Annotated in this window: 25 protein-coding genes; 16 read left to right on the top strand and 9 right to left on the bottom strand. The window is 45.6% G+C overall.

The genetic code is table 11. The features are described from left to right. Positions 1–6: 6 nt before the first annotated feature. Complete coding sequence (locus tag MKY62_RS20270; protein WP_003186278.1) at positions 7–156, bottom strand: teichoic acid D-Ala incorporation-associated protein DltX; 150 nt, start codon at positions 154–156, stop codon at positions 7–9. A 260-nt stretch (positions 157–416) separates the two neighbouring features. Continuing rightward, on the bottom strand, positions 417–500 hold the full coding sequence (locus MKY62_RS20265; protein ID WP_016885663.1) for a YjcZ family sporulation protein: 84 nt from the start codon (positions 498–500) through the stop codon (positions 417–419). Positions 501–717: 217 nt separating this feature from the next. Between MKY62_RS20265 and MKY62_RS20260 the strand changes: the two genes are divergently transcribed. From MKY62_RS20260 to MKY62_RS20250, 3 genes are all read left to right on the top strand, one after another. Next, positions 718–1,356: a GTP pyrophosphokinase family protein gene (locus tag MKY62_RS20260; protein WP_031314764.1), complete on the top strand. Its 639-nt coding sequence runs from the start codon at positions 718–720 to the stop codon at positions 1,354–1,356. Positions 1,357–1,814: 458 nt separating this feature from the next. Then, positions 1,815–2,027 carry a hypothetical protein gene (locus MKY62_RS20255; protein ID WP_003186274.1) on the top strand — a complete coding sequence of 71 codons (213 nt, stop codon included), beginning with the start codon at positions 1,815–1,817 and terminating at the stop codon, positions 2,025–2,027. Then, positions 2,028–3,389: an MFS transporter gene (locus MKY62_RS20250; protein WP_003186272.1), complete on the top strand. Its 1,362-nt coding sequence runs from the start codon at positions 2,028–2,030 to the stop codon at positions 3,387–3,389. It abuts the gene before it with no gap. 223 nt (positions 3,390–3,612) lie between these two features. Here MKY62_RS20250 and MKY62_RS20245 read toward each other — a convergent pair whose 3' ends face one another. Continuing rightward, entirely contained in the window at positions 3,613–4,962 is a 1,350-nt protein-coding gene (locus MKY62_RS20245) for a M28 family peptidase (RefSeq protein WP_003186270.1), read from the bottom strand. A 229-nt stretch (positions 4,963–5,191) separates the two neighbouring features. On the opposite strand from MKY62_RS20245, the gene MKY62_RS20240 reads away from it, so the two are divergent. From MKY62_RS20240 to MKY62_RS20215, 6 genes are all read left to right on the top strand, one after another. Continuing rightward, the gene (locus tag MKY62_RS20240; protein ID WP_003186268.1) at positions 5,192–5,950 is read left to right on the top strand and encodes an IclR family transcriptional regulator; all 759 of its coding nucleotides are present in this window, start codon (positions 5,192–5,194) and stop codon (positions 5,948–5,950) included. A gap of 17 nt (positions 5,951–5,967) precedes the next feature. Further along, positions 5,968–6,921 carry a sugar kinase gene (locus MKY62_RS20235; RefSeq protein WP_003186265.1) on the top strand — a complete coding sequence of 318 codons (954 nt, stop codon included), beginning with the start codon at positions 5,968–5,970 and terminating at the stop codon, positions 6,919–6,921. 27 nt (positions 6,922–6,948) lie between these two features. Next, on the top strand, positions 6,949–7,575 hold the full coding sequence (locus tag MKY62_RS20230) for a bifunctional 4-hydroxy-2-oxoglutarate aldolase/2-dehydro-3-deoxy-phosphogluconate aldolase (RefSeq protein ID WP_003186263.1): 627 nt from the start codon (positions 6,949–6,951) through the stop codon (positions 7,573–7,575). Between the two features lie 16 nt (positions 7,576–7,591). Continuing rightward, positions 7,592–8,740: a galactonate dehydratase gene (gene dgoD / locus MKY62_RS20225; RefSeq protein WP_003186261.1), complete on the top strand. Its 1,149-nt coding sequence runs from the start codon at positions 7,592–7,594 to the stop codon at positions 8,738–8,740. Positions 8,741–8,801: 61 nt separating this feature from the next. After that, positions 8,802–10,133 (top strand): MFS transporter, encoded by a 1,332-nt coding sequence (locus MKY62_RS20220; RefSeq protein ID WP_003186259.1) that lies wholly within the window; start codon positions 8,802–8,804, stop codon positions 10,131–10,133. A 94-nt stretch (positions 10,134–10,227) separates the two neighbouring features. Then, the gene (locus MKY62_RS20215; RefSeq protein ID WP_003186257.1) at positions 10,228–10,968 is read left to right on the top strand and encodes a TIGR02206 family membrane protein; all 741 of its coding nucleotides are present in this window, start codon (positions 10,228–10,230) and stop codon (positions 10,966–10,968) included. Positions 10,969–11,064: 96 nt separating this feature from the next. Here MKY62_RS20215 and MKY62_RS20210 read toward each other — a convergent pair whose 3' ends face one another. From MKY62_RS20210 to MKY62_RS20200, 3 genes are all read right to left on the bottom strand, one after another. Continuing rightward, positions 11,065–13,239 carry an MMPL family transporter gene (locus tag MKY62_RS20210; protein WP_003186255.1) on the bottom strand — a complete coding sequence of 725 codons (2,175 nt, stop codon included), beginning with the start codon at positions 13,237–13,239 and terminating at the stop codon, positions 11,065–11,067. A 116-nt stretch (positions 13,240–13,355) separates the two neighbouring features. After that, the gene (locus MKY62_RS20205) at positions 13,356–13,994 is read right to left on the bottom strand and encodes a response regulator transcription factor (protein ID WP_003186252.1); all 639 of its coding nucleotides are present in this window, start codon (positions 13,992–13,994) and stop codon (positions 13,356–13,358) included. Beyond that, positions 13,987–15,210 (bottom strand): sensor histidine kinase, encoded by a 1,224-nt coding sequence (locus tag MKY62_RS20200; RefSeq protein ID WP_011198417.1) that lies wholly within the window; start codon positions 15,208–15,210, stop codon positions 13,987–13,989. Before MKY62_RS20200 ends, MKY62_RS20205 begins: the two co-directional genes overlap by 8 nt. Positions 15,211–15,480: 270 nt before the next feature. Here MKY62_RS20200 and MKY62_RS20195 point away from each other — a divergent pair, with 270 nt between their 5' ends. From MKY62_RS20195 to MKY62_RS20180, 4 genes are all read left to right on the top strand, one after another. Then, on the top strand, positions 15,481–15,651 hold the full coding sequence (locus MKY62_RS20195) for a hypothetical protein (RefSeq protein WP_003186246.1): 171 nt from the start codon (positions 15,481–15,483) through the stop codon (positions 15,649–15,651). After that, positions 15,648–15,824 (top strand): hypothetical protein, encoded by a 177-nt coding sequence (locus MKY62_RS20190; RefSeq protein WP_085959885.1) that lies wholly within the window; start codon positions 15,648–15,650, stop codon positions 15,822–15,824. Before MKY62_RS20195 ends, MKY62_RS20190 begins: the two co-directional genes overlap by 4 nt. A gap of 121 nt (positions 15,825–15,945) precedes the next feature. Further along, the gene (locus MKY62_RS20185; protein WP_003186243.1) at positions 15,946–16,809 is read left to right on the top strand and encodes a glycosyltransferase family 8 protein; all 864 of its coding nucleotides are present in this window, start codon (positions 15,946–15,948) and stop codon (positions 16,807–16,809) included. A gap of 147 nt (positions 16,810–16,956) precedes the next feature. Then, on the top strand, positions 16,957–17,895 hold the full coding sequence (locus tag MKY62_RS20180; protein WP_009329832.1) for a phosphoglycerate dehydrogenase: 939 nt from the start codon (positions 16,957–16,959) through the stop codon (positions 17,893–17,895). Positions 17,896–17,925: 30 nt separating this feature from the next. On the opposite strand, the gene MKY62_RS20175 is transcribed toward MKY62_RS20180, so the two are convergent. Beyond that, entirely contained in the window at positions 17,926–18,306 is a 381-nt protein-coding gene (locus MKY62_RS20175) for a VOC family protein (RefSeq protein WP_003186240.1), read from the bottom strand. A gap of 136 nt (positions 18,307–18,442) precedes the next feature. Here MKY62_RS20175 and MKY62_RS20170 point away from each other — a divergent pair, with 136 nt between their 5' ends. The 3 genes from MKY62_RS20170 to MKY62_RS20160 all read left to right on the top strand — a co-directional run bounded on the left by MKY62_RS20170 (position 18,443) and on the right by MKY62_RS20160 (position 21,499). Then, positions 18,443–19,639: a class I SAM-dependent rRNA methyltransferase gene (locus tag MKY62_RS20170; protein ID WP_085959536.1), complete on the top strand. Its 1,197-nt coding sequence runs from the start codon at positions 18,443–18,445 to the stop codon at positions 19,637–19,639. Between the two features lie 98 nt (positions 19,640–19,737). Then, positions 19,738–21,204: a sodium/proline symporter PutP gene (putP, locus tag MKY62_RS20165; RefSeq protein WP_003186236.1), complete on the top strand. Its 1,467-nt coding sequence runs from the start codon at positions 19,738–19,740 to the stop codon at positions 21,202–21,204. Between the two features lie 10 nt (positions 21,205–21,214). Beyond that, positions 21,215–21,499 (top strand): hypothetical protein, encoded by a 285-nt coding sequence (locus MKY62_RS20160; RefSeq protein ID WP_009329830.1) that lies wholly within the window; start codon positions 21,215–21,217, stop codon positions 21,497–21,499. Between the two features lie 55 nt (positions 21,500–21,554). Here MKY62_RS20160 and MKY62_RS20155 read toward each other — a convergent pair whose 3' ends face one another. Together MKY62_RS20155 and MKY62_RS20150 are read right to left on the bottom strand one after the other, a co-directional pair. Next, positions 21,555–22,238 carry a CidB/LrgB family autolysis modulator gene (locus MKY62_RS20155; protein WP_003186234.1) on the bottom strand — a complete coding sequence of 228 codons (684 nt, stop codon included), beginning with the start codon at positions 22,236–22,238 and terminating at the stop codon, positions 21,555–21,557. Beyond that, on the bottom strand, positions 22,220–22,606 hold the full coding sequence (locus tag MKY62_RS20150) for a CidA/LrgA family holin-like protein (RefSeq protein WP_003186233.1): 387 nt from the start codon (positions 22,604–22,606) through the stop codon (positions 22,220–22,222). The genes MKY62_RS20155 and MKY62_RS20150 overlap by 19 nt, the downstream gene beginning before the upstream one ends. Positions 22,607–22,707 lie beyond the last annotated feature (101 nt).

The raw sequence follows: 22,707 nt of genomic DNA, 5'->3' as shown, positions 1-22,707 counted from the left end.
TCTCCATTAAAAGTCATTATAAATATATGAACCTGTATTTGCTGTATGGAATCCGTAAATTAAAAACAGCAGCACCAGAATGAGAAAGTAATAGGAAGTGTTGAGCAGCCACTTCATTGTTGTTTTTTCATACAACATTCTTAGCTTATTTAACATTGATCTTTTCCTTTCCGTTATTGAATTGCCTTAACAACAGTATAAGACGAAAATGTTGTATAAAAGTTTCATTTGTGGGAGAGTTTTTATTTCCGAGCGCCGTCAGCCGTCAGCTCAGAGCCTATCCTATTATAAACATTTTTTGTTATTGTGGAAATAAATTCTTTTTAAATTACAAAAAAACAGGCTCATATGAAAAGCGGAGCGCCTTTCGATATGAACCTGCAGTTTTTCGGAAGAAGGCTTCGTGCGCGAATGAATTAATACTTTACAAAAGCGGAGCCCACAATGATCAGCAAAATAAATAATACAACAATCAAAGCGAAGCTATTAGAGTATGACATATTCTCACCTCCGAAAAGTGGTATTACAGAATATGATAGTTTTATGACTTTTGAAAGGGGTATAAATTTAAAAATGTGGAAAATGGTAAACCAGGCTATTTTTTGATCTCCGCTTTAAGTCGAAACTTTACCATGGAGGTACCCGTCTATTAACTGAAAAAACGAAACGAAATGATGTTATAAGGAGAAAAATACAATGGATATGGCGATAGATAAGATGATAGGACTGCCTGAAGCCCAGATAGAAGATTTGAGAAACCTGATGGAGGACTGGAAGAACGAACTCCTCGTCTATAAATTTGCCTTGGATCAAATGGATACGAAGTTTTCGATTATCAGCCAGGAATATAATTTAATTCACGGCCACAACCCGATTGAACATACGAAATCAAGGGTGAAAAGCTTTGAAAGCCTGATTAACAAGCTTGTGCGGAAGGGCTGCGATATTACGACAAAGGCCGCTAAGGAGCACATCAATGATATCGCCGGTCTCAGAATCGTCTGCTCGTTTTTATCCGACATTTACAATATGGTTGAAGTGCTGAAGGAACATGAAGACATCAAAATTTTAAAAATGAAGGACTACATTAAAAATCCGAAGCCGAACGGATACAGGAGTCTTCACTTAATTGTAGAAGTGCCCGTTTACTTGACCAACCGCGTCGAGCACGCCAAGGTGGAGATTCAAATCAGGACGATCGCGATGGATTTCTGGGCGAGCCTCGAGCATAAAATCTACTACAAATTGAACAATGAAGTGCCGAACCAGCTCACTGATGAGCTGAAAGAAGCGGCTGACATCGCGAACTACTTGGATGAAAAGATGCTTCATATTCGAACAAAAGCGGATCAATAAAAGGAAGCCGGGCTAAAGAAATGCCCGGCTGCTATTTTTTTCTGCCGCTTGACCCGAAGTTGTCAATGTTGATATCAACATGATATGTAATATCGGCTTCGGTGAAAATCTCATCCCATTTCCCTTCCGCTTTTTCGATACCCGAATTTCAAGACGTCCGCCCGGTATTTGCCCTGCAGTTTGCCGAGCGCGCTCTTAATCCACACTTTCACTTGATCTCCGGCAAGACGCTCGACTTCTTTCCGCTTTTTGTTTTGGAAATCATGGCCCGGCGATGGCGTTCTTCTTTTGTCAGCGTACTGATAAGTTTTTTTGAACTTTTCACTATGCCAGCTCCGTCAAATGCGTTTTTCAACTAACAGAAAAGAGGAAGAACGCTCCTCTGTATCAAAGGTTATGACTGTCATGAATCGAAAAAGGAAAACAAGAAAATGATAAGAGCACGAGGAGGTCTAAATATGAAATCGGATATTGAAAAACGTGCGGAATGCGGTTTGCAAAACGGAACGGAAGCAATGATGAACCGGGAGTCGCAACGGCTTGATGCTGCTTTATACGGGGCCGTCCTCAATGCTTTCGGCTGTGATGATAGGAGCCGTCTGATGAGCGGGGAAGCGGGGGCGGGCGGTAAAGCGGGCGGAGCTGGCGAAAGGCTGCTGTACCCTAAGTAAATGGCCGGATTGAAAAAGAAACGGGCCCTGTTTTTAACAGCCGTTGCATCAGGGACGATGCTGAATCCGCTCAACTCTTCAATGATTTCTTTGGCGCTGCACAGCATCCAGCATGAGTTTCACCTTTCATTTGCAACCGTATCGTGGCTGATTTCATCTTTTTATCTAGCCAGTGCGGTCGCACAGCCTGTCACAGGAAAAATTGGCGATTTAATCGGCCGGAAAAAGATGTTTTTGTCAGGGCTTGTTCTCGTTGCCGTATCGGCAATCGGCGCTCCTCTCGCACCGGCTTTTTCCGTCTTGTTGATCATGCGTTTGTTTCAATCGATTGGGAGCGGCGCCATTTACCCTTCGGGAGTGGGCCTGATCAGAAGCCACATTCATGAGAAGCAGGCGTCTGCACTCAGTGTGCTGTCCATTTTTTCTTCGGCAATGACCGCCTTTGGACCGACCGTGGGGGGATTTTTAATCGTACTCGGGGGATGGCCCGCCATCTTCCTCGTGAACTTTCCATTTATTTTGTTCAGCTTTTTGCTGGGGATGTACATGTTCCCGAAAGATGAGAAAAAAGCCGGCTTAAATGTCCGCGCCGTGATCAAGCGGCTTGATCTCACCGGAATTCTTCTGTTTGCGGGCGGAATCGTTCTCCTGCTGGCATTTCTGCTCTCATTGAGCACGGGCGAGCCCCGTTTTGCCGAGGGGATGTTCGGACTCGTCTTGCTTTTGATGTTTGTTTGGTGGGAGCTGAGAGTGAACAGTCCGTTTATTGATATCAGGCTGTTGATCGCACGCAGGACGTTAACTTCGGTCTATGCTCAATTTATTATGCTGAACATCTTTAACTACTGTTTGTTTTTTGGACTTCCGAGTTATTTTCAGGATGAAATGCACCTTTCCGTTCAAACGAGCGGTCTTTTGATGCTGTTCATGTCCGGGACGAGCGTATTGATCTCGCCTTTCGTCGGGAAATGGATTGACCGTTCAGGAGAAACGCAGCCCGTGTTAATTGGTTCTTGCTTAATGGCAGCGGGCGCTATCCTGCTCACATTGTTTTTTGTCGATGCACCGATGTTGTGGAAAGGCATCATCCTCTCTTTGCTCGGGGTCAGCTACGGCCTCGGCAATGTCGCCCTGCAGGCTGCCATGTTTACGGCAAGTCCGCCGGACATCGTCGGGACGACTTCGGGGCTTTTTCAAACATGCCGCTATCTTGGCTCGATCTTTTCGTCCGTCATTCTGGGTCTGTTGTTTGGAGAAGAAATAACCGCGGGGCATTTTCAGGATCTGGGGATGGTCATGATTGCGGTTGCCATCGGCAGCATTTTGATGAGCTTCAGATTTATCAAGCTGATGAAGGATTGAAAAATGGAGCGCGAGATGCGGCTCCATTTTTTTGCTTTCTTTTGGAGATTGGAAAAGCAAAGAGACAAAAATTAACAAATTGATATTGGTTGCTTATTGATTGTTTGATAATAAAGATAACGAATAGCTGAAAAGGTGATGATACGGAAGCGGTGGGGAGGAAAGGCGCTTTGGGTCTATGAAAAGAAGGAGGAGCAGATTTTCAATCTGCTCCTTTTTAAAATTACTGGGCAACTGAGCTGTAAGACGGTTTTCTGTTTTCCTTCTTGGTGAAGTTATACACAGCTGTTCCCGCGATTTGACCGGCTGTTTTCAGCCTGTCTTTGCTGATATGTTCAATCGTGTCGTAAGGGGTGTGGTACCAAGGCTCCAAAGCGCCTGTTCCCGGCTCTCTCCAAATAAAGTTGGCCGAGTCGATGCCGGCTTCATGGAATGGGACATGGTCGGATGATCCGCCTTGATGTAAAAATAATACGTCTTTTCCAAGGCTTAAAGAAGCGGCTTTACTTAGCTGCCAGACGAGGTTTGCCGAACCGTCGGGCGTATTGATGTACAGCTGTGAAGCATTCTCCCAGCTTGTCGCCACCATATCTAAGTTAAAGTTGGCAACGCTCCGTTTGACTTCCTGATTTGACAATGTGCTGACATAATGCCGCGAACCGAGGAGTCCGATTTCTTCGGCTCCGAATGTAATAAAGCGAATTTCTTTGTCGGCTGGCACTGTCTTCAAAATTCGGGCCAGTTCAAGGACGACTGAAGTGCCGGAGGCATTGTCATTGGCTCCCGGTGCATATGGAACGCTGTCATAATGCGAAGTCACATAAACGATGTCAGGATTTTTGACACCTTTTGCTTTGCGGACGCCGATTACGTTTTGCGAGGTTTGATTTTTATGAGCTTTCAGCTTCAGGATCGCTTCTTGTTCAGAAAGCAGCTTTTCCCCGTCTTCCTTTTTGACGCCGACAACTGGAATATCGACTTTATTACCGCTTAGATTCGGAGTCAGAGGGACGAGGCTGTCGACGTTATTATAAATGATAACTCCGCTTGCGCCTGCGTCAGCAGCGTTTTTGGCCTTTTCATAGAATGTCAGCTCTCCTCTCAAAATGACGGCGATTTTTCCTTTCGCTTCTTCTGTGAAGTCGCCGGGCAAGCCGAGGCCGGCATCATAGAGAGGAGCGGCTAAGCCTTCTGCTGCAGTCGGGGCGGAACCGGCGGCAGGCCGCGCAGGCACGTTATTTCCCTGAACGGTAAGCGTTCCTTCCAGCCGGTCAGGTATGCTGAACTTTTGTGTGCTTACTTTCAGATTTGACTTTTTCATCTGTGAGGCGATAAAAGCGGCGCTCTTTTTTTCTTCTGCCGTGCCTGTCACACGCGGCCCGATCGTTTCGCTTAAATGGTAAATCGTTTGATAGGCGCGGTTCTCGTTGAATTTTTTGCTGAATTTTTCGATATCTTTTGCGATGGCTGTTTCCTGAGGGGCCGCTTGAGCTGCATTCCCCGTTCCATCGGCGACCACGCCGCCTGCAATGATCGATAGCGCCAATCCGAACATCATCATTTTTCTCTTCATACATAAACCCCCTTGATGGTCTTGTTTTCCTGAGAAGAGATATTCGCAGCAGAACGGGTGAATCCTGCATGCTTCAGATAAATGATTCGATAGACTGGTAATTTGAAGTTTAATAAAAAAATTTTTTTGTTTGATAGGATGGTTGACGTGAGCCTTCTTTCTGTTTAGAATACGTCCGAATTATCAGGATCCTGATTTTGAATCACATATGTGAATTTTGGAGGGTGTCATGTCAGTAAAATCCGCGGTACGTGTTGTACGTATATTTGAATTGCTGTCAAATCATCCGGATGGATTAACCGTAAAGGAAATCAGCAAAGAACTTTCGCTGCCTCAGAGCAGTACATTCAATTTGGCCGCTACACTTTTGGATGAAGGTTACCTTCAGCAGGATGCTGTCAAGCGTTACAGGCTGGGGGCAAAATTGATTCAAGTTGGAACCGCTGCCATGGAGTCGATAGACATTTCATCGCAGGGCGTTCCTTTTTTAAAACAGCTGATGGACGGCGTTCAGGAAACGGTGTTTATGGCCGTTCTATCCGATGATCAGCTCGTCTACATCGCAAAAATCGATAACAACAGGTCAATCAGAACAACCGCACAGCCCGGCTCGCGCAAACCGCTTTATTGCACCGGGCTTGGCAAGGCATTTTTGGCATTCATGCCGGAGGACAAAAGGGAAGGGCTGCTCGACCGCATGGAGTTTATCCGGTTTACCGGGCATACCATCACTGCCAGAGAAGAGCTGGAAAAGCAGCTGCAGACATTTTTGGAACAGGGATATGCCGTTGACAATGAAGAAAATGAAGAAGGTTTGTTTTGTCTGGCGGCGCCTGTCTATGGTCCGGATGGCGTGATGAAGGCGGCGATCAGCACCGCCGGGCCAAAGGAGCGCATGCTCGCAAGAAAGGCCGTTATCGTTGAGCAGCTGCTTCACACAGCCGGAAAAATTACAGAAAGCATTGGCGGATATAGAAAGCCGCTTTAGCAAAGGAGAGAGTTCTGATGGATGTTATTAGCATAGGAGAGACAATGGCGCTGTTCACTCCGAATGAAGACGGCCCTCTCAGATACGCAAGAAACTATCAGGTGAGAATAGCGGGCGCAGAAACCAACACGCTGATCGGGCTTTCGAAGCTCGGGAAAAAAGCCGGCTGGATTACACGGCTTGGAAAAGACGAGTTCGGGGCGATGATTCTTTCTTCTGTCAGAGGAGAAGGAGTCGATGTGAGCCAGGTGAAGCTCGATGACGCGGCGCCGACCGGTTTGTTTTTTAAAGAAAGGAAAAGCGCGGCCAAAGTCAATGTCTTCTATTACAGGACGCTTTCAGCGGCGAGTTTTTTAAAGAAATGCGATATTGATGAGCAATACATTGAGAAAGCGGGGCTTTTATACATTACGGGAATTACCCCGGCTTTAAGTGAAAGCGCTTCAGATGCGGTGTTTTATGCAGTGGAGCTCGCCAAAAAGCACAATAAATGCGTTGTATTTGATCCGAACTTTCGAAAAAAGCTCTGGGACGGAGAGCGGGCGCGGCAGACCATGTTTGAACTTATCAAACGGTCTGATATCGTGCTTCCGGGGTTGAGCGAAGGGCGTTTTTTGTTCGGCACCGCTGATGAGAAAAAAATTGCGGAAGCCATCCGCGGGCTGGGGGCTGAAACTGCGATCATCAAGCTTGGTTCAAAAGGCGCCTATTATGCCGGCGGGAACGAAAGCGGCTATGCGGAAGGCTATCAGATTCAGGCAGCAGCGGATCCCGTGGGTGCCGGAGACGGCTTTGCGGCCGGCGTATTATCGGGTTTGATTGATCAAATTCCGCTTTCAGAAGCTGTCAAACGGGGCTGTGCCGTCGGCGCCATGGTAGCGGCGGTAAACGGTGATATTGAAGGGCTGCCTGACCGCGAATCACTGTTTGCGTTTATGGAACAATCTGATGAAGAAGATGTCAGCCGATAAAAAAACCGTAGAGAAAGGGTGGCAGAAATGATGGTATTGTCACACATCGAAGAACAAAAACTGATTGCGATCATCCGCGGATACAATCCGGAGGAGGCAGTGAGCATTGCCGGCGCCTTAAAAGCGGGCGGCATCAGGCTTGTGGAGATTACGCTTAATTCCCCTCAAGCGATCAAAGCGATTGAAGCGGTTTCAGAGCATTTTGGGGACGAAATGCTTGTCGGAGCGGGAACCGTACTTGATCCCGAATCTGCGAGAGCGGCGCTTTTAGCCGGCGCGCGGTTTATCCTGTCTCCGACCGTCAATGAAGAGACGATCAAGCTGACAAAACGGTATGGAGCGGTCAGCATTCCAGGCGCTTTTACCCCGACTGAAATATTGACGGCGTATGAAAGCGGGGGAGACATCATCAAGGTATTTCCCGGAACAATGGGGCCTGGCTATATCAAGGATATCCACGGACCGCTTCCGCATATTCCGCTGCTTCCGACTGGAGGAGTCGGATTGGAAAACCTTCACGAGTTTCTGCAGGCCGGTGCGGTCGGAGCGGGAATCGGCGGTTCGCTTGTTCGGGCTAATAAAGATGTTAATGACGCGTTTTTAGAAGAGCTGTCCAAAAAAGCAAAGCAATTTGTTGAAGCAGCAAAACAGTAAAAAGGGGAGATCAGAGATGAAAATAACAGGATTCGAGTGTTTCCTAATTCCGCCGCGCTGGCTTTTCTTAAAAATCGAAACGGATGAAGGCATTACAGGATGGGGAGAGCCGGTAATCGAGGGAAAGGCCGCGACAGTTAAGGCGGCTGTGGGCGAGTTAATGGAATATTTGATCGGCAAAGACCCGATGAACATCGAAGACCATTGGAATGTCATGTACAGAGGCGGGTTTTATCGGGGCGGGCCCATTCTGATGAGCGCGATTGCAGGCATCGATCAAGCGCTTTGGGACATTAAGGGCAAGTTTTACAACGCTCCCGTGCATCAGCTGCTCGGAGGGAAGAACAGGGAATCGATCAAGGTCTATTCATGGATTGGCGGAGACAGGCCTCAAGACGTCGGCCTCGCTGCCAAACAGGTGGTTGATAAAGGCTTTACAGCCGTCAAAATGAACGGCACGGAAGAGCTGCAATACATCGATTCACATGAAAAAATCGATCAGGTGATTGAAAGAATATCAGCAGTCAGAGAAGCGGTCGGCCCGTACATCGGAATCGGCATTGACTTTCACGGCAGGGTGCACAAGCCGATGGCGAAGATCTTGGCAAAGGAGCTTGAACCGTTTCGGCCGATGTTTATAGAAGAGCCTGTTCTGCCGGAAAACAACGAGGCGCTCCGCGATATCGCCAGCCTCGTCTCAATTCCGATTGCGACTGGAGAACGGATGTTTTCAAAGTGGCAGTTTAAAAACCTGCTGACTGACGGCTATGTCGATATCATTCAGCCTGACTTGTCACACGCCGGCGGAATTACCGAATGCAAAAAGATCCTGTCGATGGCGGAAGCATTTGATGTCGCCGCCGCCCCTCATTGTCCGCTGGGCCCGATCGCTCTGGCGGCATGCCTTCAGGTTGATGCAACGTGCCACAATGCATTTATACAGGAACAAAGCTTAGGGATCCATTACAACAAAGGGACGGATTTGCTTGATTATATAGTAGATCAAAAGGTGTTTTTCTATGAGGACGGCTATGTCCGGATTCCGGATGGACCTGGCCTTGGGGTGGACATCAATGAAGATCACGTCCGTAAAATGGCTGATATCGGGCACAACTGGCGCAATCCGGTATGGCGGCACAAGGACGGAAGCATAGCTGAATGGTAAAAATGATACCGTTTTCAAAAGGTGTCCGTCATTACAATCAAATAAAAGGAGAGGGCCTGTCATGAAACAAACAACTTTAAAAGAGAAGCCGACAAAGGTTAGAGTGCGGGTACTGCTGTTTATTTTTGTATGTGTCGTGATCAATTATATGGATCGAAGCAATATCTCTGTTGCAGCTTCTGCAATCGGGGACGATTTAAACTTGTCTGCCGTTCAATTGGGCTTGATTTTTTCAGCTTTCGGCTGGGCTTACTGCGCACTGCAAATACCGGGCGGCGGGCTTGTCGACCGGTTTGGCCCGAGGCTTGTCTACGGCTTTACCTTGGTTACATGGTCGCTCGCAACATTGCTTCAGGGGTTTGTCCGCGGCTTCGGTTCGCTATTCGGCTTGCGTCTTGCGACCGGAGCGTTTGAAGCGCCGGCTTTTCCGACCAATAACCGGGTGGTGACTTCATGGTTCCCTGAACAGGAAAGAGCTTCAGCCATTGCATTTTATACGTCGGGGCAATTTGCCGGCCTTGCATTTTTGACGCCGGCGCTCAGCGCCATCCAGCATGTCGTCGGCTGGCGCGGCCTTTTTATTGTAACAGGGGTGATCGGCATCATCTGGGGCCTGATCTGGTATATCTTTTATCGTGATCCTGATCGTCATCCAAAGGTAAACAAGGCTGAACTTGACCATATTGAAAAAGGCGGGGGTATCGTCCGCCGCGGCCGGACTTCCGAGAAAGAGAAATTGGCATTTACTTGGAAGCATTTTAAACAAGTGACCGCTCATCGCAAGCTGTGGGGCATATATATCGGACAGTTCGCCGTTAATTCGACTTTATGGTTTTTTCTGACGTGGTTTCCGACATACCTTGTAAAATATAGAGGCCTTGATTTTCTCCAATCCGGTTTTCTCGCCTCGCTTCCATTTCTTGCGGCATTTACCGGTGTTCTGTTGTCCGGCTTCCTGTCCGACTTTTTGATCAAAAGAGGCGTATCGGCCGGGGTTGCCCGCAAAACACCGATTATTACCGGATTGTTCCTGTCTATTTCAATTATCGGTGCCAATTATGTCGATCAGACATCTCTGATCATTTTGTTTATGACGCTCGCCTTTTTTGGAAACGGTTTGGCCTCCATTACATGGGTGCTTGTATCGTCTTTAGCGCCTAAGCATTTGATCGGGCTGACCGGCGGAGTATTTAATTTTGTCGGCAGCCTCGCCTCCGTTATCGTTCCGATTGTCATCGGCTTTCTCGCCAACGGCGGAAGCTTTGCGCCCGCCCTCGTCTTTATCGGAGCCCTCGCCCTTGCGGGAGCGCTTTCCTACATCTTTCTTGTCGGAAAGGTTGAACGGATTCAGGTCAATGATAACGCAGAGGAAAACGATTCTATTTCTATGTGACACCCGGCTGCCGGATATTCGGCGGCCTTTTTGAATAATAGATCATGGTTTGTCACAAAATAACGTTCAAATATTTTGATGACAGGTGCTCAGGATGAAAACATACTTTCAAAAAGATTATCAGCTCGGCTCGTTTCAATTTTTTTCAACATCTCATATACTGACTTTGCTGGTGCTTGCAGCGCTCGGCGTTTGTTTGTTCGTCTTTCGCAAGACGTTGCAAAAACCGCGGTGGAACCGGGTGATTCGCTATGCCTTTGTGGCGGTTTTATTGATTTCTGAAATCAGCTACCACTCCTGGTTTATCTATGTAAATTCATGGACGCCGCGCTATTGTTTGCCGCTCCACCTCAGCGACCTTTCGGTTTATCTCGTCATCATTCTGTTATTGACGAAAAACCTCAACTTGTTTAAATTTCTTTATTTTGCCGGTTTGGGAAGCGCGCTGCAGGCGATTCTGACGCCTGACTTGGGAAGGTACGGCTTTCCTCATTTCCGCTTTTTTGAATTTTTCATTTCCCACGGGATCGTCGTTCTCGCCTGCCTCCTGATGATTGCAGCCGAAAGGTATAAGCCGACGGTTCGCTCTCTCTGGGTCACGTTTCTTCTTGTCAATGTTTATGGTGCTCTCATTTTTTTGATCAACCGTTTGCTGAACTCGAACTATATGTACATGATGAAGAAGCCCGGCGGCGGAGCATCGCTGTTAGATGTGCTCGGGCCATGGCCGTGGTATCTTTTATCAGCTGAAGCGGTCACGATCGTCTTCTTCTATCTTCTCTATTTGCCGTTTTGGATTGCCGGGAAGGTGAGAGAAAAAAAGGATCATGCATGATTCTTTTCCATGGCTGATATTAGCGATTAACCTTTTCTAAAAAATAAACGTTTGTATGAAGCAAAAAAGCAGATCTCGTAAAAGATCTGCTTTCTATTACATACTGATTTGTTTCTTTTGTTCATGAGCTGTTTCTGGCTGTATTTCCTTCGTGAGTTGATGCCCTTCTATGTCTACATTCGGAATAATCTTGTCCAGCCATTTTGGCAAATACCAGGCTGCATTCCCCATCAGCTTCATCAGACTTGGAATCAGTGTCATTCGTACAATAAATGCATCAAAGAGCACACCAAAGGAAAGAGCCGACCCGTTGGCTTTAATAGAAGCTTCACCAGCAAAGATAAACCCTGCAAAAACGAATATCATGATCAGGCCGGCTGCGGTGACAACAGGACCGCTGTGTTTTAATCCAGCCTGAATGGCTTGTACTGGATTCTTTGTTTTTACATATTCTTCACGCATTCTGCTTACAAGGAATACTTGATAATCCATCGCTAATCCGAACAGAATCCCAATGGATAAAATCGGCAGGAACGCGAGTATCGGCCCTTTTTCAGGTATTTTGAAAAAGTCGATGAGATTCCCGTCTTGTAAAACAAATACACAGATTCCAAGAGTGGCTGTCATCGTCAATATGAAACCTGCGACAGCAACAAGAGGCACAAGCAACGAACGGAATACGATTGTCAGCAATACAAACGCAAAACCAACAATGAGTACAGCAAACACCGGTATCGCATCATTAAGGCGATCTGAAATATCAATATTCACTGCGGTTGATCCAGTAACGAGCAAATCTACTCCGTTTTTATCTGATAAGCTGCGTACATCCTTTACCAAATCCTTCGTTGCTGCATCATTTGGACCTGTTTCAGGAACTACTGTAATGATGGCAAAGTTCCCTTCTTTATTAGGCATTGCCGGAGTGACACTCGCTACATGGTCCAGTTCCTTTATTTCTTTCACTGCATCTGCGAAGGCTTCCGCCTTATTTTCTGTTACACTTGCGGCATCCGCTACGATTGTTAATTGACCATTAAATCCTTCTCCAAAACCGTCGGCAAGCAAGTCATAAGCCCGGCGATCCGGGTTATCCTTCGCTTTCATCCCTGCATCAGGCAAGCCCAGCTCCAAATGCATAGATGGGATACTAATAACGAGCAAAATCAGAATGCTGCATACACTTAGCATGATAGGATTCTTTGTGACAAAGCGTCCCCAGACATTTGTTTCCGCGCTTTGTTTTTCTTTTTTCTTGTTTGCTTTCGGAACCATCCGTTTCCCCGCTATCGACAAGACGGCAGGCACAAGCGTGATTGAAGCGAGAACAGCCATCAGTACACTAAGTCCTGCTGTCAGCCCCATTGCAGACATAAAAGGAATGTTAACGACAGTCAATCCGCAAAGTGCTACGATAACAGTAAGTCCGGCAAAAACGACTGCACTCCCGGCTGTTCCTGTAGCTCTCGCAATTGATTCATTTTTTTGTATACCTTCGCCTAAAAACTGGCGGTGCTTCGTAAAAATAAATAAAGCATAATCAATTCCAACTGCAAGGCCAATCATTCCGGCTAATGATAGACTGACGGAAGCGATATCGAATACTTGTGTCCCAATCAAAACAAGCCCAATACTTACACCTAATCCAATCAGTGCTGTTAAAATCGGCAAACCTGCTATTAATAAAGAGCCAAACGTAATGGCCAAAACGATAAAGGCCAAAATAATGCCGACAATTTCAGAGATACCGCCTATCTCCATCTCAGCTCCTGGTACATCTCCGCTTAGTTCAGTTTGCAATCCTTCATAATCAGCCATTTTCAAACTGTCTTTTAAGTGTTTGATAGAGTAATCTTTAATATCATCTGCTGATGATTTATACTTGATATCAGCATAGGCAACTGTGCCATCTTTCGCGATTGTTCCTGTCACAAAAGGACTTGCAATCGAGTCAACGGAACCATCTTTATCGATTTCCTTTAACGTATTTTCTATTGCTTTTTCCGCTGACTTCGAAGTCAGTTTCTCCCCATCTTCAGCACCGAAAATAACCCGTATGCTCCCTTTATCAGGACCGTGGGGAAATTCTTTTTGAATGACATCCATCGCTTTTTCCGAAGGTGTGTCAGGTATGGACATATCCTCAGAAAAACTTGGTTTTAACGTGATTGCAAGGCCTATCGAAGCAACTAGCACAACGATCCATGCGCATATTACTTTTATGCGATTGCGAGCAACCCATCCTCCTAATTTATATAACATTTTTGACATGATAATCTCCTTTCAACACATTGCTTGATCACATTCTTTCTCATTGTAGTGGACAATGAAATAAAAAAAACGTACATTCGGGCATGTACGTTTGGGCAAATTTTAATTTGATATTATTAGTCTAATGTCAGAACGCCTCTTTGCATGGCAATCGTCACTGCTTCAGTTCTTGAATTCGCGCCTAATTTATTGTAAATGGACGTTAGTCTAGACTTTACTGTTCTCTCAGAGACGCCCAAATCAAAGGCAATCGCTTTGCTTTTAAGACCTTTAGCAATTGCTTTTAGAACTATGACTTCCTTTTCTGTCAGCTGCGTATCACTGCTCTGCTTCTTCATCCGCTCCAATTGGATTTCTTGCAGACGTTTTAAGATATCAGGCTGCAATAGCACGTTTCCTCTTATTGCTGCGTCCATCGTATGAAAAAGGGTTTCTGAACTTGTATCCTTCAATAGATATCCTTTCGCCCCTAATTCAATTCCTTCGATCATTAAGTGATCTTCATTATACGTAGTCAAAATAATGATGGGGATGTCGTGTTTTTCTTTTATTAGTTTAATGGCTTCTAACCCGCTCATCTCCGGCATATACAAATCCATGAGAATAATATCCGGTTTTAATTCATCTGCAAGGCGAACTGCTGCTTTGCCATTTTCCGCCTCTCCTATGATGATGTAGTGATCATTCGTTTCAATTAAAAGCTTCAGACCTTCCCTCACGACAAGATGGTCATCAACGATTAAAACCTTATTCATCTGGCATCTCTCCCTGAATTGGTACAGTGATATCAATTTGTGTTCCTTTAGATGTTGTACTCTTTATATTGAATTGGCCTTTCATTGCTCTGACGCGTTCTTCTATGCCGAGAAGCCCATAATGTCCTCTCTTTTTCTTGCCTTTTTCAACATCAAATCCTTTGCCGTTATCCTTGACGGTTAAATGGAGCCTCCTCTTATCATCATCCCAAATGGACACTGAGATCGTTTCTGCTTCAGCATGCTTTACGGCATTCGCTATGCATTCTCCAATGATGTAATAACAGTTTTCAGCTGTTCGAACGTCCGGCACTTGGTCTAATCTGTAGTCTAAAAAGCAAGCCATGCCTGTCGACTCTTGAAAATGATCCATTAATGAGGTAATTCTTTCTTTTAAAAAACCGATTTCTTCTGATTTGCTGCGCAGATCGTCAATCGCTGAACGTGCATCAGCTAGTGTGCTTTTCACTCTATTCATAGATTGTTGAACGATTTCTTTTGCTCTCTCTGTGTTGTCTTTGGCGAGATGAACATGAATAGCGTCCAGCTGCATATTTAAACTGACCAGCCCCTGAGCAAGCGTATCGTGCAAGTCCCGGGCCATACGCTGTCTCTCGTTTTGCAGCGTCAGCTGTTCTACCTGCTGATGAGCCAGCTCCAGCCTTTCAAGAGTCAGCTGCGCTTTTGTCTTTTCATCGACTTGGGCAAAAAATGTAGCGGCATATGTGATAATCACGATCATAATAGGTACTGCTATGACAAGAAAATGCAAATATTCACCTTTGTGAATATGATATAGTACAGTGATTGACAGCAGAAGCAATAAATAAAGGATGAGGAACGTCTTTCTTCTGTCTGCCATTCCTATAATCTGTCCGATCAAAAATGCATAAAGGCCAATGATGATCAGCACTAAAAAGCCTGACATGACATTAGCAAGTGTAAAAGTGATCAAACCTTGTAATACGAAGTACAGAATCACCCTTTTCTTAACCCAGCGATATGAGTGCCAATGCAACAAAGCAAAGATGGCGGTCAATACCGTAAACACATTAAGCAATAAAATGGACCAGCTCCCATTAAGAAATTGCAGCACGATAGAGGCGACATAGATCATGAGAATAAAAGCCAGGCCCGGCACTCTGAGTGCAAGCATATTTAATGCCCGCCTATCATGTGAGTAGTATTTTTCTTTGAAAGGATTCCTTATCAGCAAACCTCATCCACTTCCTTTAACAGTTTAACCAAAAAGAGACTTATGAAAATCGATCCCATTTCATTGAACGTGCAACATATATTTATCCAATCATTTTATAGGAAGAGAAGGAACACAACAATACCAATGTGCAGTGAACCATTAGATCTTCCCAACATATGAACATTGCCCAAACGTACATATGCATTCTGCCTTTATGTACGTTTTATCTTTCCAAATTTACATTTAAAATAATGAGGAACTCACTATTGATTAAAGGAATGATCAACATTGAAATCGATTGATCTCACAATTTTATCATTAAAAAGAAAAGGAATCCGAACTGAGAAAGTGTCAAAAAATCAGTGCCCTGATCGATTAAGCAATGCGAACGAAAAAACAGACAAGCATAGATACAAAAATCGTCAATCCAAGAACAAGCGTAAAGAAAAAGAGGAATGAAGATGTATTGGTTCTTAGGTGCTTTATTATATTTTCTCGTCGGTACTTGTATTTTCATTGGAGTCATTAGAGGCAGTCACTCAGGCTCATGGATACTCCTTGCATTAGCAGCTCCGCTTATCATTGTTGGCTATCCTTACTTTTATTTAAAGCAGCATCTTGCTAAAAGATAGCAAAATAGACGCTATACAATCTGAGGATCTTGCATGATCCTTTTTTTTTTCGGCCTATCAACGGTGTTTATTTTTCGAAAAAAGGGAATAGAACAAAAAAAGAAAAGGAGATGGACGACATATGAAAAGCGACCGAACCATGCATATTATTTCTTGTACAGACAATAACTACGCACAGCATTTAAGCGTGATGTTCTCATCATTGCTGACGAATATGGATCAGACGCGCGAGGTGAAACTGTATGTCATCGACGGAGGGATTGAACCGGAGAATAAAAAGCGTCTGGAAGAGACGACCCTCCAATTCGGAGCTCCTATTACATTTCTTAATGTGGAAAAAAGCCAGTATGACAAAGCGGTCGAAAGCAGCCATATTACAAAAGCGGCTTACTATCGAATTTCCATTCCCGATCTGATTGATGACGAATCCGTTAAACGAATGATCTATGTCGACTGCGACGCCTTAGTTTTAGAGGATATATCGAAGCTGTGGGACATGGACATTTCACCTTATTTCGCGGCGGCGGTTGAAGATGCAGGCCAGCATGAACGGCTGAAAAAGATGAACATCAGCGATGAAGCAAAATATTTTAACTCGGGCTTAATGATCATCGATATGGAAGCTTGGAGAAAAAACGACATTTCGAAAAAAGTCATCGACTTTATCAATAACAACGATGAAGACATGTTTGTGTTTCATGACCAAGACGCATTGAACGCGATTCTTTATGATCAGTGGCTCGAACTTCATCCGAGGTGGAACGCCCAAACACACATTATTTTAAAAGAAAAAACACCGGCTTCCCTCATCGATCAAAAGCGCTATATGGAAACAAGGGCAAACCCGGCAATCGTTCATTTCTGCGGCGGAAACAAGCCTTGGAATTCAAACACCTCACACCCGTACGCCCGTCAATATTTTAAGTATTTGCAGTCCACAGCCTTTAACCAGCCGGCCAAATTGTCTAAAAACCATGTCAGCTAACATGCCAATCTCATTTTAAATCGCAGGATGAATCGATATAATGACAACAAACCCTGACGTATCCCCATATTCGCTTGTTTCCTTCGGAAACAAGCATTTTTCTGGTCGGGAAAATTCCTGCTGAATGGAGGAGAGCTTTTGGTTAAAGTGCTGTTGACGCTCAACGGACTGTTTTACCGCGCTGCGCCGCGCTTGAGAGAAAGGGTCGAACGGCTCGGCGCCGAATTTGCGTTTTTGGATTCAAATCGGTTGACGAGACAGGATTTACTGACTCATATCAAGGATGTCCATATTTATATCGCCGGCGTTGAAAAAGCGGACCGGGAGCTGATCGACGCCGCTCCGGGACTCCGGTATATCATGAAATTCGGCGCGGGAATCGACAATATTGATGTGGAATATGCAAACGAAAAAGGGATTCTCGTCACGAATGCACCCGGCCAAAATGCCTCGGCGGTCGCCGATTTGGCATTCGGTCTTCTGCTGTCTGGCGCCCGTTCGATCCCGCAGTCAAACGCGGCAGTCAAAGCGGGCTTATGGCAAGCGGCGATGGGCTATGAGCTCGATGGAAAAACGCTGGGGCTTATCGGTTTTGGGGAAATCGGCAAAAAGGTTGCAAGGCGGGCTGCCGGGTTTAATATGAACGTTTTGGCGTACGGCACATACAAAGACTACAATGCAGCCAAACGGCTGAATGTGCGGTTCGCCGAGCTTGACGATCTCCTGGAAAAATCGGACTTTGTATGTATCAGCACATCATTGAGACCTGCCACCTATCATTTAATCAATCAAGAAAAACTGGCAAAAATGAAGAAAACCGCGTACCTGATCAACATTGCCCGCGGAGAAGTGGTGGACGAAAGCGCGCTTATTCAAGCGCTTGAGCAAAAACAGATCAGAGGCGCAGCATTGGACGTCTTTGAAACCGAACCGCCGGCTGCCCGGATCGCCGGTCTCAGCAATGTCATTTGCACGGCGCATATCGGCGGCGCTACGTATGAGAGCATCAGGCGCATCGAAGAGATGACATATCAAAACATCAAAAGGTTTATCGAAAAACAGCAGCCGGCTTTCCGCGTTCAATAAAAACCGGAAACGGCGATAAGCCGCGTCCGGTTATGTTCTTTGAAAAAACTCGACCATTTCTCCTTCGGGCCCAAAAAGAAAAAAATAGCGGAAGCCGTTCGGCAATACGGTAATCTCATCTTCCATCAGCTTGATGCCGGCGCCTTTTACGCGATCAAATTCAGCCTCGATATCATCGGTCGAGACGGCAAAATGATGAACTTTTCCTTCCTGAGGAAGGTTGTCGTTATATCCCTCGATCAGTTCGAGCTCTGTCTCGTCTCTGTTCTCAAAGCCTAAAAAAGCGAGTTTCATGACGCCGTTTGTATGGGTCATTCTGCCTTTCAGCGTCATTCCGATCACATTCTGGTAGAATGCGATCGAAGCATCAATGTCTTTCACCATCAGTCCTACGTGGTCAATTCGCGCCATTTCGCCATTCCTCCTTTAGTTTCTCCATCATCTTAGAAAAATCGGAATCATCTGTCAATTATATCGATTACATGATGAATAAGAACATCTATCAGGCGTTATGGTAGGATAGAGAAGACTTTAAGATAAGGACTGAATTAAAATGCATACATTAAAAATAAAACATCCATTCGCTGCAAAAATGAAAAAGGGCTATCCCCTAATCGAAAAAGAGGCCGTTTCTTCGCAAGAAAACGGCATAAAAGAAGGATCGCTGATCAGGATAACCGATGAAAACGGCAGGTTTTTAGGAAAGGGCTATTATGGCGAGCAAAACAAAGGGATCGGCTGGATTCTGACTCGAAACGAGGGGGAATCGATTGACCAGTCATTCTTTTTAAGCAGGCTGGCGAAAGCATTTCAAGCCAGAAAATCGCTTTTTCAAGACCCGGATACAACCGCTTTTCGTTTGTTTAACGGGGAAGGCGACGGAATCGGCGGCTTTACGATTGACTATTATGACGGCTACTATTTGTTCCAATGGTACAGCAAAGGGATTTATACGCTTAAAGAAACGATTATGGAAGCCCTTGATGAATTGACGGATTATAAAGCTGTTTATGAGAAAAAACGGTTTAATACGGCCGGGCAGTATGTGGAAGATGACGACTTTGTCAAAGGCGAAAGAGGAGACTTTCCGATCATTGTGAAAGAGAACGGCATTCATTTTGCCGTTTACCTCAATGACGGAGCGATGACCGGCGTTTTTCTCGATCAGCGCCATGTCCGCAAGGCGGTTAGGGACCGGTATGCGGAAGGGAAAACCGCGCTCAACACATTCTCATATACCGGCGCATTTTCTGTGGCGGCGGCGCTCGGAGGCGCTGAAAAAACGACGAGCGTTGATGTTGCAAACCGCAGCTTAAGCAGGACGATCGAACAATTCAGTGTGAACGGGCTGGACTATGAAGCTCATGAGATTAAAGTCATGGACGTTTTTAAATATTTTCAATACGCGGCCAAAAAAGAACTCGCCTTTGACCTTGTCATCCTTGATCCCCCTTCATTTGCGAGAACGAAAAAGCATACATTCAGCGCGGCAAAGGATTACAAAAATCTGTTAAAAGACGCGATTCGAATCACTAAAGATCAAGGTGTGATCGTCGCTTCGACGAACAGCAGCGCATTTGGAATGAAAAAATTCAAAGGCTTTATCGAAGAGGCATGCAAAGAAACGGGGACGCGCTTTACAGTGCTTGAGGAGCATTCGCTTCCCGAAGATTTTAAAACGGTGAAAAGCTATCCTGAGGGCGATTATTTAAAAGTTGTCTTTTTACAGGTTCGCCATCGTTAATGTAAGGCTGGAGAAAAAATTTGCGATAAAAACAATACCTGTCGGTCAATTATTCATGTATATTGATATTACGCAAATCACACAGGCAGGGGGAAGCTATGAATTACGGAATTTTAATATCGATAGGTATTTATATGGCGGGAATGCTTTTCATCGGATATTTTGCATATCGCAGGACATCAAATTTGACCGATTACATGCTTGGCGGAAGAAATCTGGGTCCCGCCGTTACCGCGTTAAGCGCAGGAGCTTCCGATATGAGCGGCTGGCTATTAATGGGGCTGCCCGGTGCGATGTTCCTGAACGGATTGAGCAGCGGCTGGATCGTTGTCGGTCTGACAATCGGCGCTTATTTGAACTGGGTGTATGTCGCGCCGAGGCTAAGGACGTATACGGAAACGGCCGGCAACAGCATTACTATACCCGATTATTTCGAAAACCGTTTTAAAGACGGTTCAAGACTGTTACGGATGACGTCGGCTTTTGTTATTTTAGTATTTTTCACTTTTTATACATCATCCGGAATGGTGGCGGGCGGAGAGCTGTTCAGAACCGCATTCCACCTGGATTATCGGATCGGCATCTGGCTGACGGCCGGGGTTGTCATTCTTTATACGCTCTTCGGAGGCTTTTTGGCTGTCAGCTGGACCGATTTTGTTCAAGGGACGATCATGTTTATCGCGCTCATCTTAATGCCGGTAGTCGTGTTTGTTCAACTGGGGGGAATTGCGCCGGCGTTTTCGGAAGTGAACGCGGTTAACCCGGATCTCCTCCGTCCGTTTCAAGGAACAACCGTAATCGGTATCATATCTTTACTGGCATGGGGTCTCGGCTACTTTGGACAGCCTCATATTATTGTCAGGTTTATGGCGATTTCAAGCGTGAAAGAATTGAAGAGTGCCAGAAGAATCGGCATGGGCTGGATGATCTTTTCGATTTGCGGAGCGATGCTGACAGGACTCGTCGGCATTGCCTATTTCAGTGCGAATCATCTTACGTTAAAGAATGCCGAGACGATATTCATTAAGCTTGCCGACCTTTTGTTCCCTTCAATGATTACGGGGTTCTTGCTGGCCGCCATATTAGCAGCGGTGATGAGCACAATTTCTTCACAGCTTCTTGTAACCTCAAGCGCGCTGACAGAGGATTTTTATAAAGCGTTTATCCGGAAAGGGGCTTCTGATAAAGAACTTGTACTTGTCGGAAGGCTGTCTGTCCTCGCCATTTCACTGATCGCACTCTTGATGGCGCTTCATCCGAATGAAACGATTCTGAATCTTGTCGGCTATGCATGGGCAGGCTTCGGGGCGGCATTTGGCCCTGTCGTTTTGCTGAGCCTGTATTGGAAACGAATGACGAAGTGGGGCGCGCTTGCAGGGATGCTGTCCGGAGCGCTGACCGTTATTGTGTGGGAGCAAGTGAAAGCGTTTGACCCGGTTTATGAAATCATTCCCGGATTTATTGTTTGTACAGTCGTGATCATCGCCGTCAGCCTGATGACAAAGAAGCCGCGGGCAGAGATTGAAAAGGAATTTGAGACTGCGGTTGAACAGCTGAAAGGTTGAGAATCTAGTGATGGCCTTTGTCAAAGTATTGTTGACGACCGCTTTTCTCACAGGGGCTTTCGCAGGATTCCTGTGGGCATTTTCCAAAGAAAAAGGCGATGGATTTTTCTCGGAAATGGCGGCGGATGGATCGGGAGTCTTCACACTTTTCGGTTTGATCGGTTTACTGAACGTCAAACTGTTAAAAGCAATTTCCCCAAAACTGCTGCATGACAGGTCTTTTAGGTGTATTTCTTTTATTCTGGCCGTTGTATTATTGATGATGTCTATATTCATATGGCTGATCGATTTCTAAATGAAAAAACCAAATTGGCGGAAAAACCTTCACCAATTTGGTTTTTTTTCGGCTATTACACTGCAATAAGGGAAATCAGAAACGGCGCTGCGCAAAGCGTGATGATCGCGGCCAGGATCATCGACACGCTTGAGATCGTTCCGGACACGGAGCTCAGCTCAAATGCTTTTGACGTACCTGCGCCGTGGGCGCTTGTGCCAAGCAGTACGCCCCTCGCGATTTCATTATCAATCCGGAAGTAGCGAATGACCATCGGTCCGATCACTGATCCGAACAAGGCGGTCAATATGACAAAAACAGCGGTCACCGCCGGCATTCCGCCGATCATTTCAGAAACGTTCATTGCAATTGGCGTTGTGACAGATCTGGGAACGAGGCTCTCGATCAGGTCTTCATTCAGCTTGAAGAGTTTTGCGATAAACGCTGTTGACAGGATCGCGATACAGCAGCCTACAGCCACGTTGATAATGATCTCAACCGCGTATTTTTTTAAGACTGGAAAGTATTTGTACAGCGGAATCGCAAAAGCCACGGTTGCCGGCTGGAGCATGTCCGTCAACAAGCGTCCGCCCGCATTGTACGCTTCAAAAGGGACGTTGATGAAAAGCAGCAGGCCGACCAGTATCACCGGCGTGACCAATAAAGGTGACGCATACACCTTTGGATGGCGTGAATACACCGCTTTTGCGCCCAAATAGATTAAAACTGTTGCGATCAGGCTTAAGCATCCGATGAGCATGTTTTTTTTCTTTCCTTTCTTTTGGCAATCAATTGAGTCAGCATTCCGGTCGACACCATGACGACGAATGTACTGATGAGGACAACGAGTATAATGCTTGTGCCGAATTCAGCCAGAATATCTCCGTAGTTCATAATCCCGACGGCTGAAGGGACGAAGAACAAAAGCAGCTCCGCGAGAAGCCACAGCGCGCCGATTTCAATCCATTCCAGCTTAATGATTTTGAAATGGAGAAGCGCAAAAATGACGATAATCCCGAGAATGCTGCCGGGAATGTTTATATGAAGAACCTCGACAATCAGATTCATGAAACGGGCGAATAAAAACAAAAGAGCGACCTGACCTAATCCTTTAATGAATGTTTTCATGTCATTATCCCCCTTTCTAAACAAGAGTGTACATGAGTTTCAAGTATAGGTAAAATACATATACAGAATATATATTATTCATTTTGTCTATAGTTAAAAGC

Origin of the sequence: Bacillus sp. FSL R7-0646, from assembly GCF_037969865.1 — a bacterium.
Classification (GTDB): domain Bacteria; phylum Bacillota; class Bacilli; order Bacillales; family Bacillaceae; genus Bacillus; species Bacillus licheniformis.
The sequence above is the reverse complement of the archived record's forward strand: the minus strand, read 5'-3'. Positions and strand labels throughout refer to the sequence as shown.

Excerpts from the sequence above, each read along its gene's own strand:
- MKY62_RS20270 (WP_003186278.1), bottom strand. The coding sequence starts at position 156 with ATGTTAAATAAGCTAAGAATGTTGTATGAAAAAACAACAATGAAGTGG.
- MKY62_RS20265 (WP_016885663.1), bottom strand. The coding sequence starts at position 500 with ATGTCATACTCTAATAGCTTCGCTTTGATTGTTGTATTATTTATTTTG.
- MKY62_RS20260 (WP_031314764.1), top strand. The coding sequence starts at position 718 with ATGATAGGACTGCCTGAAGCCCAGATAGAAGATTTGAGAAACCTGATG.
- MKY62_RS20255 (WP_003186274.1), top strand. The coding sequence starts at position 1,815 with ATGAAATCGGATATTGAAAAACGTGCGGAATGCGGTTTGCAAAACGGA.
- MKY62_RS20250 (WP_003186272.1), top strand. The coding sequence starts at position 2,028 with ATGGCCGGATTGAAAAAGAAACGGGCCCTGTTTTTAACAGCCGTTGCA.
- MKY62_RS20245 (WP_003186270.1), bottom strand. The coding sequence starts at position 4,962 with ATGAAGAGAAAAATGATGATGTTCGGATTGGCGCTATCGATCATTGCA.
- MKY62_RS20240 (WP_003186268.1), top strand. The coding sequence starts at position 5,192 with ATGTCAGTAAAATCCGCGGTACGTGTTGTACGTATATTTGAATTGCTG.
- MKY62_RS20235 (WP_003186265.1), top strand. The coding sequence starts at position 5,968 with ATGGATGTTATTAGCATAGGAGAGACAATGGCGCTGTTCACTCCGAAT.
- MKY62_RS20230 (WP_003186263.1), top strand. The coding sequence starts at position 6,949 with ATGATGGTATTGTCACACATCGAAGAACAAAAACTGATTGCGATCATC.
- dgoD (WP_003186261.1), top strand. The coding sequence starts at position 7,592 with ATGAAAATAACAGGATTCGAGTGTTTCCTAATTCCGCCGCGCTGGCTT.
- MKY62_RS20220 (WP_003186259.1), top strand. The coding sequence starts at position 8,802 with ATGAAACAAACAACTTTAAAAGAGAAGCCGACAAAGGTTAGAGTGCGG.
- MKY62_RS20215 (WP_003186257.1), top strand. The coding sequence starts at position 10,228 with ATGAAAACATACTTTCAAAAAGATTATCAGCTCGGCTCGTTTCAATTT.
- MKY62_RS20210 (WP_003186255.1), bottom strand. The coding sequence starts at position 13,239 with ATGTCAAAAATGTTATATAAATTAGGAGGATGGGTTGCTCGCAATCGC.
- MKY62_RS20205 (WP_003186252.1), bottom strand. The coding sequence starts at position 13,994 with ATGAATAAGGTTTTAATCGTTGATGACCATCTTGTCGTGAGGGAAGGT.
- MKY62_RS20190 (WP_085959885.1), top strand. The coding sequence starts at position 15,648 with ATGAAGATGTATTGGTTCTTAGGTGCTTTATTATATTTTCTCGTCGGT.
- MKY62_RS20185 (WP_003186243.1), top strand. The coding sequence starts at position 15,946 with ATGAAAAGCGACCGAACCATGCATATTATTTCTTGTACAGACAATAAC.
- MKY62_RS20175 (WP_003186240.1), bottom strand. The coding sequence starts at position 18,306 with ATGGCGCGAATTGACCACGTAGGACTGATGGTGAAAGACATTGATGCT.
- putP (WP_003186236.1), top strand. The coding sequence starts at position 19,738 with ATGAATTACGGAATTTTAATATCGATAGGTATTTATATGGCGGGAATG.
- MKY62_RS20160 (WP_009329830.1), top strand. The coding sequence starts at position 21,215 with ATGGCCTTTGTCAAAGTATTGTTGACGACCGCTTTTCTCACAGGGGCT.
- MKY62_RS20155 (WP_003186234.1), bottom strand. The coding sequence starts at position 22,238 with ATGCTCATCGGATGCTTAAGCCTGATCGCAACAGTTTTAATCTATTTG.
- MKY62_RS20150 (WP_003186233.1), bottom strand. The coding sequence starts at position 22,606 with ATGAAAACATTCATTAAAGGATTAGGTCAGGTCGCTCTTTTGTTTTTA.